At 62.6% G+C, this 12,427-nt stretch carries 16 protein-coding genes and 1 pseudogene; 11 read left to right on the forward strand and 6 right to left on the reverse strand.

Annotated features, from left to right (window positions below; translation table 11 throughout):
- Positions 1-286 (forward strand): chorismate-binding protein (locus AC4DF4_RS15400; protein WP_490048999.1); only part of this gene is annotated, 286 nt, incomplete at its 5' end.
- 54 nt (positions 287-340) lie between these two features.
- Here the strand turns inward: AC4DF4_RS15400 and AC4DF4_RS15405 are convergent.
- Positions 341-514, reverse strand: coding sequence for a hypothetical protein (locus tag AC4DF4_RS15405; RefSeq protein WP_490049000.1), 174 nt, complete (start codon positions 512-514; stop codon positions 341-343).
- A 20-nt stretch (positions 515-534) separates the two neighbouring features.
- Between AC4DF4_RS15405 and AC4DF4_RS15410 the strand changes: the two genes are divergently transcribed.
- Positions 535-1,059: a hypothetical protein gene (locus tag AC4DF4_RS15410; protein ID WP_490049001.1), complete on the forward strand. Its 525-nt coding sequence runs from the start codon at positions 535-537 to the stop codon at positions 1,057-1,059.
- 48 nt (positions 1,060-1,107) lie between these two features.
- Here AC4DF4_RS15410 and AC4DF4_RS15415 read toward each other — a convergent pair whose 3' ends face one another.
- Positions 1,108-1,554 (reverse strand): type II toxin-antitoxin system VapC family toxin, encoded by a 447-nt coding sequence (locus tag AC4DF4_RS15415; protein ID WP_490049002.1) that lies wholly within the window; start codon positions 1,552-1,554, stop codon positions 1,108-1,110.
- Complete coding sequence (locus AC4DF4_RS15420; RefSeq protein WP_490049003.1) at positions 1,551-1,835, reverse strand: hypothetical protein; 285 nt, start codon at positions 1,833-1,835, stop codon at positions 1,551-1,553. Before AC4DF4_RS15420 ends, AC4DF4_RS15415 begins: the two co-directional genes overlap by 4 nt.
- Positions 1,836-1,917: 82 nt before the next feature.
- Between AC4DF4_RS15420 and AC4DF4_RS15425 the strand changes: the two are divergent.
- From AC4DF4_RS15425 to AC4DF4_RS15440, 4 genes and pseudogenes are all read left to right on the forward strand, one after another.
- Positions 1,918-2,103 (forward strand): annotated as a pseudogene (locus tag AC4DF4_RS15425) (chorismate-binding protein); the annotation flags it as partial.
- Between the two features lie 196 nt (positions 2,104-2,299).
- Positions 2,300-2,875 (forward strand): nucleotide exchange factor GrpE, encoded by a 576-nt coding sequence (gene grpE, locus AC4DF4_RS15430; protein WP_490049004.1) that lies wholly within the window; start codon positions 2,300-2,302, stop codon positions 2,873-2,875.
- A 6-nt stretch (positions 2,876-2,881) separates the two neighbouring features.
- On the forward strand, positions 2,882-4,021 hold the full coding sequence (gene dnaJ / locus AC4DF4_RS15435) for a molecular chaperone DnaJ (RefSeq protein ID WP_490049005.1): 1,140 nt from the start codon (positions 2,882-2,884) through the stop codon (positions 4,019-4,021).
- A 95-nt stretch (positions 4,022-4,116) separates the two neighbouring features.
- Complete coding sequence (locus AC4DF4_RS15440) at positions 4,117-4,839, forward strand: 16S rRNA (uracil(1498)-N(3))-methyltransferase (RefSeq protein WP_490049006.1); 723 nt, start codon at positions 4,117-4,119, stop codon at positions 4,837-4,839.
- Here AC4DF4_RS15440 and mazG read toward each other — a convergent pair.
- Both mazG and AC4DF4_RS15450 read right to left on the reverse strand, forming a co-directional pair.
- Positions 4,818-5,645: a nucleoside triphosphate pyrophosphohydrolase gene (mazG, locus tag AC4DF4_RS15445; RefSeq protein WP_490049007.1), complete on the reverse strand. Its 828-nt coding sequence runs from the start codon at positions 5,643-5,645 to the stop codon at positions 4,818-4,820. The genes AC4DF4_RS15440 and mazG overlap by 22 nt on opposite strands.
- The gene (locus AC4DF4_RS15450; RefSeq protein ID WP_490049008.1) at positions 5,645-6,421 is read right to left on the reverse strand and encodes a rhomboid family intramembrane serine protease; all 777 of its coding nucleotides are present in this window, start codon (positions 6,419-6,421) and stop codon (positions 5,645-5,647) included. Before AC4DF4_RS15450 ends, mazG begins: the two co-directional genes overlap by 1 nt.
- Positions 6,422-6,856: 435 nt before the next feature.
- Between AC4DF4_RS15450 and AC4DF4_RS15455 the strand changes: the two genes are divergently transcribed.
- From AC4DF4_RS15455 to gatA, 5 genes are all read left to right on the forward strand, one after another.
- Positions 6,857-7,987: an NAD(P) transhydrogenase subunit alpha gene (locus AC4DF4_RS15455; RefSeq protein ID WP_490049009.1), complete on the forward strand. Its 1,131-nt coding sequence runs from the start codon at positions 6,857-6,859 to the stop codon at positions 7,985-7,987.
- 5 nt (positions 7,988-7,992) lie between these two features.
- Complete coding sequence (locus AC4DF4_RS15460) at positions 7,993-8,292, forward strand: NAD(P) transhydrogenase subunit alpha part 2 (RefSeq protein ID WP_490049010.1); 300 nt, start codon at positions 7,993-7,995, stop codon at positions 8,290-8,292.
- Entirely contained in the window at positions 8,289-9,713 is a 1,425-nt protein-coding gene (locus AC4DF4_RS15465; protein WP_490049011.1) for an NAD(P)(+) transhydrogenase (Re/Si-specific) subunit beta, read from the forward strand. The genes AC4DF4_RS15460 and AC4DF4_RS15465 overlap by 4 nt, the downstream gene beginning before the upstream one ends.
- A 285-nt stretch (positions 9,714-9,998) precedes the next feature.
- The gene (gene gatC / locus AC4DF4_RS15470) at positions 9,999-10,292 is read left to right on the forward strand and encodes an Asp-tRNA(Asn)/Glu-tRNA(Gln) amidotransferase subunit GatC (protein WP_490049012.1); all 294 of its coding nucleotides are present in this window, start codon (positions 9,999-10,001) and stop codon (positions 10,290-10,292) included.
- Positions 10,293-10,341: 49 nt separating this feature from the next.
- Complete coding sequence (gatA, locus tag AC4DF4_RS15475; RefSeq protein WP_490049013.1) at positions 10,342-11,754, forward strand: Asp-tRNA(Asn)/Glu-tRNA(Gln) amidotransferase subunit GatA; 1,413 nt, start codon at positions 10,342-10,344, stop codon at positions 11,752-11,754.
- 272 nt (positions 11,755-12,026) lie between these two features.
- Here the strand turns inward: gatA and AC4DF4_RS15480 are convergent, their stop codons facing one another.
- Entirely contained in the window at positions 12,027-12,296 is a 270-nt protein-coding gene (locus AC4DF4_RS15480; RefSeq protein WP_490049014.1) for an antitoxin, read from the reverse strand.
- Positions 12,297-12,427: the final 131 nt, after the last annotated feature.

Raw genomic sequence — 12,427 nt, forward strand, 5'->3', positions numbered from 1 at the left:
CCCCGGTGGCAGCATCACCGGCGCGCCGAAAAAGCGCGCCATGGAAATCATCCGCGAGCTCGAACAAGCGCCGCGCGGCGTCTATTGCGGTGCCATCGGCTGGCTCGGCTACAATGGCGAGAGCTCCCTCAGCATCGCCATCCGCACCCTCGTCCGCACGGGTAACGAACTCGTCTATCAAGTCGGCGCCGGCATCGTCGCCGACTCCGATCCGGACAAGGAATACGAGGAAACCCTCCACAAGGCCGCCGGCATCCGCCTCGCCATCGAGCGCTGGCAGTCATGAACTTGCTCACAATTTTCAAAGCTTCCTATTTCCGCAGCCTGAACTAATCTGGATTCAATGAAACAGGTCAGCGTCATCAATCTGGACGATCCCGCCGGCAAGACCGTCGGTCGCCGCAGGCGTCCGAGCAACCCGCTCGCGATAGCCGATGGCCTTCAGGAATTCATCAACGAGCAATTCAAGGAAAGCGGGCACCGCCTGACACCCAGAGGAGTCTTCCGTTTTCATTCCCACGAGGAGGCAGACGCATGGATGAGGAATTCAATACGACCGAAGAAGGACTAACATCGCGCGCCCCGCGACAGAAAGATCTGGCCGCGCTCGCCAGTGAGCTGAATCGTTTGGGGGCCGACTACATCGTCATCGGCGGCTTCGCGATCATCCTCTCCGGCTACGCAAGATCCACCATGGACCTCGATCTCGTCGTCGCCACCGACCCCGAAAACGAGGCCAAGGTCTATAAAGCTCTCGAATCCCTCCCCGACAAAGCCGTCCTCGAACTCGAGCCCGGTGAGATCGCGAAATACACCGTCGTCCGTGTCGGCGATGAAATCTGCGTGGACCTCATGGCCTCCGCCAGCGGCATCGGTTACGAGGAAGCCTCGAAAGACCAGATCATCCGCGTGGTCGATGGCGTCCCGATCCCCTTCGCCTCCCCCCGCCTGCTCTACCGGATGAAGGAAAAGACCCACCGCGAGAAAGACCGCGCCGATCTCCAATTCCTCCGCGAGAACTACGCCGAGGAGATTTTCGGGAATGGTGAGCAAGTGTAGGTTCCGCCGAGGTATCAATGCAGGTCGCGCCGACGATCAGTTAGGCCGTCAGGTCGCGTTGCTCTTCCCCGTGAGCGGATTGTGCCAGCGGATGCCGGGGAAGCGCAAAAAGTCAGTGTCGTTGCTGTGCAAAATGGCTTTTTCCTGCCGTGCCAGCGCGGCGATCTGGGCATCCGTGGTGAGATTTCCCGGCGTGCCGCTTGCCACCAGCAATCCGAGCACATCCGCCACGTGATGAGGCGAAGGATCGATGATTCGCACTTGCGGCCTCGCCAGCCACGACTCCACACGGCTGGCCGCTTCCGCGACGGTGTAGGGATTTTGAAAAATCCGGGGATTCGTGCTGAGGCGGACAAATCCAAACACCACCACGGTCGCCAAGCCGATTTCCTCGCCACCGGTCATGCAGCCCTTCCACCACTCCGCCGCCGCGTCATGATGGGGCGAGCTTGAATCATAGGCATATACCAGCAGGTTGACGTCCGGGACGATCATGAAAGCGGCTCCTCGCGGTTGTCCAAGCGGGCTTTCGGGATGAATGCATCAGCATCCAGTTCATCGAGCAGCGAGTTGAAACGCCCGGCATCCAAACCCGCTTTGAGCTGCATCGGGCGCGCCTCGATGGTGAATTCCCGGGCCGGAGCGGATTCCGAAATCCGCCCCAAGCCCATTCGCACGGCGGCGTTCAGCGTTTCCTTGAACGACTTGCGGGTCCGCTTCGCATGATCGTCCAGCAAACGCGCCACGTCAGGCTCAAAGGTGACAGTAGTTCTCATGGAAAGCATCATGATGCTTTTATTCATGCTGTCAAGATGCCGATCCCGACGAGGACCGCCGCTCCACTTACGGGCTGCAAATCTCCGCCCGGAAACCGACGCGCTCGCCACCCTCGCCGCCTGCTTCCCCGGTGGCAGCATCACCGGCGCGCCGAAAAAGCGCGCCATGGAAATCATCCGCGAGCTCGAACAAGCGCCGCGCGGCGTCTATTGCGGCGCCATCGGCTGGCTCGGCTACAATGGCGAAAGCTCGCTCAGCATCGCCATCGAGCGCTGGCAAGCCTCGGGAAAATGAAATCCCTCACCGCCCAACTCCGCGCCACACTCCACTGGCGGCAGCCGTCGGTTCCGAATCTCAAATCCCCAATCAAGGGACGGAATCATTGAGGACAGAATCATTTTTCAGTCCCCATCCTCTGTCTAAACCCGCGTCAAGGTGTTGACGCTGGCGCATTCGCGGCTACATGCTGTTCGTCATGCAAGCCAACAACGACCCCGACCAACCGCAGGACGCACCGGTGGCCACCGACGCGGCGGAGCCCGTTTCCGAGACACCCGCCGCCGATCCCGCTCCCGCGCTCGATCCATGGGAAGAGCTCGAAGCCGAGGCCGCCAAGTGGAAGGAAATCTCCCTGCGCACCGCCGCCGAGATGGAAAACCTCCGCAAGCGCACCACCCGCGACCGCGAGGACGCCATCCGCTACGCCAACCAGCGCCTACTCGAAGACCTCATCCCCGTCATCGACAATTTCGAAATGGGCATGCAGGCCGCCTCGCAGGACACCAAGTCGATGATCTACATCGGCATGGACATGGTTCGCCGCCAGCTCAACGAGTTTCTCGCCTCCCAGAGCGTCGAGGAAATCCCGACCACCGGCCAGTTCGACCCGAACCTCCACGACGCCGTGGCCCAGGAAGAATGCGCCGAAGGCGAGGAAGGCCGGATTCTCAAAGTCACCCGCCGCGGGTTCCGCCTGCGCGACCGCTTGCTCCGCCCCGCCAGCGTCGTCGTTTCCAAGGTCCCAACTCCGGCAGAATAAAGCAAAATGTCCGAGAAACGTTGTTATTACGAAATCCTTGAAGTCACCCGCGACGCCGGTGCCGACGTCATCAAGAAATCTTACCGCAAGCTGGCGGTGAAGTTCCACCCGGACAAAAACCCCGGCGACCACACCGCCGAGGACAAGTTCAAGGAACTTGGAGAAGCCTACGAAGCCCTCAGCGATCCGGACAAGCGCGCCGCTTACGACCGCTACGGCCACGCCGCCTTCAACGGCGGCGGCGGACGCCCGAGCGGCGGCGGATTCCATGACGCCGCGGATATTTTCTCCCAAGTCTTCGGCGGCGCCTTCGGTGGCGGCTTCGAGGAATTTTTCGGCGGCGGCGGATCGCGTCGCGGCTCGGGCAAACAAAAAGGCAGCGATCTCCGCTACGATCTGGAAATTTCCCTCGAAGAAGCCGCCCGCGGCGTCGAGAAGGAGCTCGAAATCGAGCGCTACGTCCCTTGCGAACCTTGCGGCGCGAAAGGCACCAAGGGTTCCGGCGGCATCAAAGCCTGCTCGACTTGCGGCGGCCGCGGCGTTGTCGCCCGCCAAGCCGGCATTTTCATCCAGCAAACGACCTGCCCGGAATGCCGCGGTGCCGGCGAAACGATTTCCGACCCCTGCACCAGTTGCAAAGGCGACGGCCGCGTCCAGCGCGACAGCCGCATCAAGCTCCGCATCCCGGCGGGCGTCGATACCGGCACCCGCCTGCGCTCCTCCGGAAATGGCGACGCCGGCGTCCGCGGCGGCGCGGCGGGCGATCTCTACGTCTTCCTCCACGTCCGCGACCACGACGTCTTCGAGCGCGACGACTCGGATCTTTTCTGCTCGGTTCCCCTGCCCTTCTCGGTCGCAGCGCTCGGCGGCGAGCTCAAGGTCCCGTCGCTCGATGGCCAATCCTCGATCAAAATCCCGGTCGGCACCCAGGGCGGCACCGTTTTCCGGCTTCGCGAAAAAGGCATGCCCTCGCTCTCCAACGGCCGCCGCGGCGACCTGAACGTCACCGTCCAAGTCGAAGTCCCCACCAAGCTCAACAGCGAGCAACAAGAAAAACTCCGCGCGTTCTCCGAGTCCATCGGCGAGCACAACTCACCGATGCAGGAAGGATTCTTCAAAAAGGCGAAGCGGTTTTTCGACCTGTGAATTTAGAATCCAGAGTCCAGAAACAAGAGCCCAGAAAAGAGCATTCGGCTCTTTCTCTTGAATCATGATTCTGGTCTCTGGCATCTCATTCACTCATGGCCCGCTTCCACCTACCGCCCGATTCCTGGCAGGAAAACCCCGCCCTCACCGGCGACGAAGCCCGCCATCTCGCGCAAGTCCTCCGCATGAAGCCCGGCGACCCGGTCATCGTTTTCGATGGCCACGGCCGCCGCGCCGCTGCGGAAATCCTCTCGGTTTCGCGCGACCGCGTGCCGTTGAAACTCGGAGAAATCCTGCCATCCCGCGCGCCGCTGCCCGCCATCACCTTGGCCCAGGCGATCCCGAAAGGCAAAAACATGGATCTCATCGTCCAGAAATCCGTCGAGCTCGGCATCGCCGCCATCCAGCCGCTCGTCACCCGCCACACCGTCGTCCAGCCGGGCGACGGCAAGTCCGAGAAATGGCGCCGCAACGCCCTCGAAGCCTGCAAACAATGCGGCCAGGACACGCTCCCGGAAATCGCCGAACCGCTCGCGTTCGACCGCTGGATCGCGACCCAAGCCGATGCTCCCGGCCTGAAACTCATCGCCTCGCTCGCCCCCGGAGCCCGTCCGCTGCGCACCGTCCTGCGGGAAAATCCGGGAACCCCCGCCGCCACCTTGCTCGTCGGTCCGGAAGGGGATTTCTCCGCGGAGGAAACCACCGCCGCGCTTGCCGCCGGGTTTCTGCCGATTTCCCTCGGCTCCATCGTCCTCCGCGTCGAGACCGCCACGCTGTTCTGTCTCTCCGCCCTGCGCTACGAGTTCGACGAGGCTTGAGAGCCGGTCTTTGCCGTTTCCCACGCATCTTCCATCTGCGCGGCGGTCGCGGCATCGAGCCTGAGCCCGGCTGACTTGAGAATGCGCTCCATCTCGCCGAAGCGGGTTTCAAACTTGGTGTTGGCCGCAGCCATCAGGATCTCCGGGTCGATTTTCCGAAAGCGGGCGAGGTTCACCACCGAGAACAACAGGTCGCCCATTTCCTCGGCAACCGCCTCCTGATCCAGCTCGTCCATGGCGATTTGCAGCTCGTCGAGCTCCTCGCGGATTTTCGCGAGCACGCCGGATTCCTCCGGCCAGTCGAAGCCGACTTTCGCGGCTTTCTTCTGGAGCTTCGAGGCGCGGATCAAGCCGGGCAGGCCTTTGCCGACGCCGTGCAAATAGGGTTTCTCCCCGTCGCCTTTTTCCGCGCGCTTGATCTCGTCCCATTGCTGGAGCACGCCGTCGGTGGTCGCCACGTCGCTCTCGCCGAAGACGTGCGGGTGGCGGCGCACCAGTTTCTCGCTGATCCCGCGGGCCACGTCGTCGAGCGTGAACCGGCCCGCGCCCTCGGCGATTTCGCTGTGGAAAACGACCTGCAACAGCAAGTCTCCCAGCTCTTCCTTGAGATGCTCGTGATCGCCGCGCTGGATCGTGTCCACCGTTTCGTAAGCCTCTTCGATGAGATTCGGGACGATGGATTCGTGCGTTTGCTCGGCGTCCCACGGACAGCCGCCGGGCGCGCGCAGGCGGTGCATGATGGCGCGCAGCCGGGCGAGTTGTTGCCCGGCGTCCGGGGATTCGATCATTTCCGCGTCAGTCATCATCAGGGTTTTTTGGAGCTGGAGGCTTGTTGGAGAAACTCCCGTTCTTCCGCGGTGAGGCTTTGGAATCCCTCGCGGGAAATCTTGTCGAGGATCACGTCCACGGCGGAATCCCGCTCCATTTCCAGCGCCGTGCGCGGCCGCAGTTTCGGCAGCGGGCGGGGGCCGGCTCGCACGGGCCGCGCGATTTCACTTCCGCCGCCACCCAGCAGCTGCGGAAAGCGCATCAGGAAATAACCGAGGATCGCGCCGCCGAGATGGCCCGCCTCGCCGCCCTCGTTGCCGCCCATTTTCAACAGGATCGCGCCGCCGGAAATCACCATCAACGCGATGGCCAGCTGCCGCATCGACAACTCGATGGGCGGGAACAGCAGCGCCACCCGCAGGTTCGGCGCGATGACCGCCACGCCGATGAGAATCCCGTAAATCCCGGCGGAAGCGCCGACCAGCGGCGTTTGGAGGCTGTCGCCAAGCAAGCCGAGAAATACCAACAGCGTGAAAAAAGCCGCGCCCGCGACGCCGCAGAGAAGATAGTAAATCAGGAATTTTCTCGCCCCCCACCAGCGCTCAAGGAACGGGCCGAAAAAGAAAATCCCCATGCAGTTGAAAAACACGTGCCCCAGGCTGCCGTGCAGAAACTGGAAGGTCACGAACTCCCAAACCCGGAACTCGAACACCGCGGACTGGATCGTGAAGGCCCCGAAGTTCCGCAGCGGATAATCCTTGAGGAAGAGATCCAGGAAATAGATCCCGAGATTCACGATCAGCAGCCACTTCACCACAGGCGTGAACTGGGAAAAAAAGCCGCCGCCTTCGCGTCGGTCGTTTCGGTGATAATCTCTGTCCGCGATGCCCATCTGCCCGATGGGTTACCACGGCACCGGCCCCGCCGCAAGGGCGGGTGAAAATACTGCGGGGAAATCAGATTTTTTGAAACAAACGGGACGTCTGGCACGTTTATCCCAATGTCGGTGCAATCGATTTACGGGCGGCCACCGCTCCGCGTCCTTCGCGGCTCGGAGCGACGGCGGCCCATCATTCTTTCAGAAAAAGCGGCGGGGTGAACCCGCCGCTTTTTTCTTTGGGTTTCCAGCAGGGGCAATCCCTCGTTCAGCCCGCCGCCGTCCTGTCAGACGCGGGATTGGCCTTGCGCAGGCCCGCCGGTTTCCGCTTTAGTAGGGAACCGCAAACCCCGGGATCGTCCGGCTGACAACATGCTGTTTTTCGTCCCCAAGGAAACCCGTCCGCTGGAGACCCGTGTCGCGCTGGTCCCCGCGGCCGCCACCAAGCTGGTGAAACTCGGCGCGCAAGTCGGCATCGAATCCGGTGCCGGACTGGCCGCCGGTCTTCTGGATGCCGATTACGAAGCCGCCGGCGCCTCGATCCTCTCGGACCGAGCCGCCGCCATCAGCGCGGCGGATTTCGTGCTGCGGGTGCTGCCCGCCGCGATCGATGAAATCGCTCTCCAAAAAACCGGTTCACTGGCGACCGGGCTGATGGACCCGTTCGGCTCGCGCGAGCGGCTCGAAGCCTACGCCGCCGCCGGGGTGACCGCCCTGTGCAGCGAGCTGATTCCACGCTCCACTCTCGCGCAGAAGATGGACGTGCTCAGCAGCCAGGCAAATCTAGCGGGCTACGTGTCCGTCGTCACCGCCGCCGGCCAACTCGACTCGATCCTGCCGATGATGATGACTCCGGCGGGCACGATTTCCCCGGCCAAGGTGTTCATCATCGGCGTCGGCGTGGCGGGCTTGCAGGCCATCGCGACCGCCCGGCGGTTAGGAGCCCGCGTGGAAGCATTCGACACCCGGCCGGTGGTCGAGGAGCAGGTGAAATCGCTGGGGGCGAAATTTGTCAAAATCGACATCGGCGAGGTCGGCCAGACCGGGCAGGGATACGCCAAGGAACTCACGCCGGAACAAGCGAAGCTCCAGCGCGACGGCATGGCGAAAGTCTGCGCCGCCTGCGACGTCGTCATCACCACCGCCAAGGTTTTCGGCCGCAAGGCGCCCATCCTGCTCACCCGCGAAATGATTTCCGGCATGCGCCGCGGCAGCATCATCGTGGACCTCGCCGCCGAGGGCGGGGGAAATGTCGAGGGCACCGTGGCCGATCAGGAAACCGTCACTAGCAACGGCGTCCGGATCATCGGCTGGAGCGCGCTCGAGTGCCGGGTTCCGCGCCATGCCAGCCAGATGTTCGCGGCTAACATGGTGAATCTCATCGAGCACTTCTGGGACGCCGAGGCCAAGACCTTCCCGCTTAAAACCGGAGACGAAATCATCAAGGGTTGCATGCTCACCCACGCCGGCAAGATCGTTCACGAACGCTTTCAAACCCCCTGACTCCCATGGAACTCGCCCCACTTCTGTTACTGCTTTTCGCCTTCACCCTGTCGATCTTCCTCGGCTTCGAGCTCATCGCCAAAGTCCCCTCCCAGCTGCACACGCCGCTGATGAGCGGGTCCAACGCGATTTCCGGCATCACCATCGTCGGAGCGCTGTTAGCACTCAACGTGGGCGAATCCCCGCTGGCGAAATGGCTCGGTTTCGCCGCCGTCGTGCTCGCCACCATCAACGTCGTCGGCGGCTACATCGTCACCGACCGGATGCTCGCCATGTTCAAGAAAAAGGCAGGACCCAAGCCATGAACGCCGTCCTCATCAACCTCCTCTACATCATCTCCTCGATCCTCTTCATCTTGGGGATCAAGATGCTCGGCTCCGCCGACACCGCGCGCCGCGGCAACCGGCTTTCCTCCGTCGGCATGTTGTTGGCGGTCGTCGCCACCCTGCTCTATCTGGGCCTCGACTGGTGGATGGTCGCCGGTGGCATCGCGCTGGGTTCGATCATCGGCATCGTCGCCGCCTACCGCGTGCAAATGACCGGCATGCCGGAAATGGTCGCGCTCTTCAACGGCTTCGGCGGGCTCGCCTCGCTGCTCGTCGGCGCGGCGGAAACCATCAAACTGCGCGACAACGGGACGGGCCGCTATCTGAAACTGCTGGAAGCGCAGAGCGGCGTCACCGTGCCCGGCTGGTTCGCGCTCGCCGCCATCGGCCTGACCATTCTGATCGGCGGTGTCACCTTCACTGGCAGCCTCGTCGCCTATGGCAAGCTTTCCGCGAAACTCTCCGGCAAGGCCACGCTCTTCGCCGGCCAGAAGCCCGTCAATTTCGTGGTCATGGCCGCCTCGCTCGTCGGCATCGGCCTGATGACCGCAGGCGTGGACAACCAGCTGGCCTTTGTTTCAGGAATCGTGCTCGTGATCCTCTCGCTCGTGCTCGGCGTGTTGATGACCATTCCCATCGGCGGGGGCGACATGCCGGTGGTCATTTCGCTGCTCAATTCCCTATCAGGCATCGCCGCGTCCATGGCCGGCTTCATCATTCTGAACAACGTGCTCGTCGTCGCCGGCTGCCTCGTCGGCGCGTCCGGCATCATCCTCACCATGATCATGTGCAAGTCGATGAACCGCACCATCGGCAACGTGCTCTTCAGCGGATTCGGCGCCACCGTGCAGGCCGCCGGCGAGGTGAAAGGGGAGATGAAAGCCTCCTCCACCGAGGACGCCTACTATGTGCTCGAAGCCGCGCAGAGCGTGGTCATCATTCCCGGCTACGGCATGGCCGTCGCGCAGGCCCAGCACGCCGTCAAGGAACTCGCCCAACTCCTCGAAGCCAACGGCGCGGAAATCCGCTTCGCCATCCACCCGGTCGCCGGCCGCATGCCCGGCCACATGAACGTGCTGTTAGCGGAAGCGGACGTGCCCTACGAACAGCTTTTCGAAATGGACCAGGTGAACCCGGTCATGTCCACGGTCGATGTCGCCATCGTCATCGGTGCCAACGACGTGGTGAACCCCGCCGCGCTCAACGATCCCGGCAGTCCGATTTACGGCATGCCCATCATCAACGCCCACGAGGCCAAGACCGTTTACTGCCTCAAGCGCGGCAAGGGCAGCGGCTTCTCAGGCCTCGAAAACGCCCTCTTCTTCGGCGAGAACACCCGCATGCTCTACGGCGATGCCAAAGCCACCGTCTCCGCCCTGATCGCGGAATTCGGGAAATGAAACCGGGCGGGCTCCCTTCACCGCGCCATCCCCCGGCATAAAAAAAGCCGCCGGGGAGTCCCTTCCCCGGCGGCCAAATCGTCATACCCACTCCCACACCCGTAGGATTCGGCAGACAACTATGCTGTTACACCCTTACATGAAAGAGCGATTGCTCGCTGCTTTCATGGGGATAAGACCTTCAAGTTTTACAAACGTTCAAAGTATTTTAAAAACTTCCCCATCTTTTCCACGGGCCTCACTTGGCACTTGGAAAACCCGCTTCATTTCAAGACGCTCCCGGCCATGTCGCACAGCCACATCGACGTCCGCTACGTCGCCAATCTCGCCCGCCTCGAACTCACCGACGAAGAGGTCGCCACTTTCCAGCCCCAGCTCGAAGCCATCCTGAGCCACGTCGAAGCGCTCTCGAAACTCGACGTTTCCGGCATCGAGCCGAACGCCCACGCGGGTGCCGTTTTCGGGAAAATGCGCGATGACACGCCGCACGAAAGCCTCTCCCAAGCCGCGATGCTCCAAAACGCGCCCGACCAGGCCCAAGGCCAAATCCGCGTCCCCAAAGTCGTCACCGACGCCTGATCTTTCTTCTCTCAGCATTTCAGATTTCAAAATTTCAGCGTTTACCCCCATGACCATCACCACCCTCCGCCGGCAACTCCTCGCCGGGGAAACCACTCCCGCCGCCATCCTCCAAAAACTCGCCGGGGAAATCTCCGCCCGCGACGGCCAGACCGGCGCTTACCTTTCCCACAATCTCGAATCCGCCCTCGCCGAGGCCGCGAACGCCGACCTCTCCCTGCCCCTCGGCGGCATTCCCATCGCCATCAAGGACAACATCAACGTCCTCGGCCAGCCCTGCACCTGCGGCTCGAAATTCCTCGAAAACTTCATCTCGCCCTACGACGCCACGGTCATTCGCAAGCTCCGCGCCGCCGGGGCCATCCCCTTCGGCCGGATGAACCAGGACGAGTTCGCGATGGGCTCCTCCACCGAAAATTCCGCGCTCCAGACCACGCGAAACCCCCACGATCACTCGCGCATTCCCGGCGGTTCGTCCGGTGGTTCCGCCGCCGCCGTGGCCGACCTCACCGCCATCGCCGCGCTCGGTTCCGACACCGGCGGCTCCATCCGCCAGCCCGCCTCGCACTGCGGCGTCGTCGGCCTGAAACCTTCCTACGGCCGTGTTTCCCGCTACGGGCTCGTCGCCTTCGCCTCGTCGCTCGACCAGATCGGCCCGCTCACGCAAAGCGTCGAGGACGCCGCGCTCATCCTCCAAGCCATCGCCGGCGGCGATCCGCTCGACTCGACCTGCCTCGACGCCCCGGTCCCCGATTACCTCTCCAGCCTCAACGACGGCGTCAAAGGCCTCAAACTCGGCATTCCCAAGGAATACTTCGGCGAAGGCATCGACCCCGGCGTCCGCAAAAACGTCGAGGCCGCCATCCAGAAACTCGCCGCCCAAGGCGCGGAAATCGTCGAAATTTCCCTGCCCCACACCGAGCACGCCGTCGCCACTTATTACGTCATCGCCCCGGCGGAAGCCTCGTCGAACCTTTCCCGCTTCGACGGCATCCGCTACGGCCATCGCGCCGCCAACCCGGCCGACATTCTCGATCTTTATAAAAAATCCCGCGAGGAAGGCTTCGGCCCCGAAGTGAAGCGCCGGATCATCCTCGGCACCTACGTCCTCTCGTCCGGTTACTACGACGCCTATTACAGCCGCGCCCAGAAAGTCCGCACGCTCATCCGCCGCGATTTCGAGAACGCGTTCCAGCAAGTGGACGCCATCCTCTCGCCGGTCGCCCCCAGCCCGGCGCGCAAGATCGGCGGCTTTTCCGACGATCCGCTCCACGAATACCTCTCCGACATTTTCACCCTCGCCGCCAACCTCGCCGGCATCCCCGGCATTTCCATCCCCTGCGGCACGACGGACTTCGACGGCGGGAAAGACCTTCCCGTCGGCCTCCAGATCCTCGCCCCGCATCTGGGAGAGGCGAAATTGCTCCAAATCGCGAAGGCGGCGGAATCAACTCCAGCGTAAAACGCCGGGTCGAAGAAGCTCGCGGCGGGGCCGTGTTGTCGGCCTCGACACGCCCAATCAGCTAAGGGTTAGCGCTTGGGCCGGAAGGATGGTGGAGGATGTGACCAAGTCAAAAATGGCGAGGGGGACGTTGCCGCGTTCAAGCTCAGGGAGCATTTCGTTGGTCCGCGTTTTTCCGAATCGTGTTCGTGGAGATTCGGGTGAAATAGTATTGTTCCTCCGCGTCGTAGTGTATTTTTAACCCGAGTTAGCTTCAAGATAGCGATAGACTTTTACGGTAGCGGGCATCGGTCGGCGAGACTGCGAGTGCTTTCTTCATCGGCGGCGATGTCGCGAAGGGTTTCCAAGGGCACCTTGATGCCGCCCGCATCGACGCGAGGAAGCGTCCAAGCACCGCTTGCTGGCTCGGTGCTTGGGAAGCGGTCGAGAAACAACTCCAAGCCACGGCGGGTGACCCCGGCGAGGGAAAGCTCCCGTTGCGCGGCGAAGGCCTTGGCCCGCTGGTAAAGCTCGTCCGGGAGTTGGATCTGGGGGCGCGTCATGCTGTAAATCCTACATCACTCGGGGAGGGGGTCAACTCGCCGGTTTATGACCGCGCAGTCATGTGACATGGGATCTCGGCGATTCCCGGCTGCGACGGATCGTGGCAGTTTGGTTTCGTTCGCAACCTGAC

Source organism: Luteolibacter sp. (assembly GCF_058122085.1).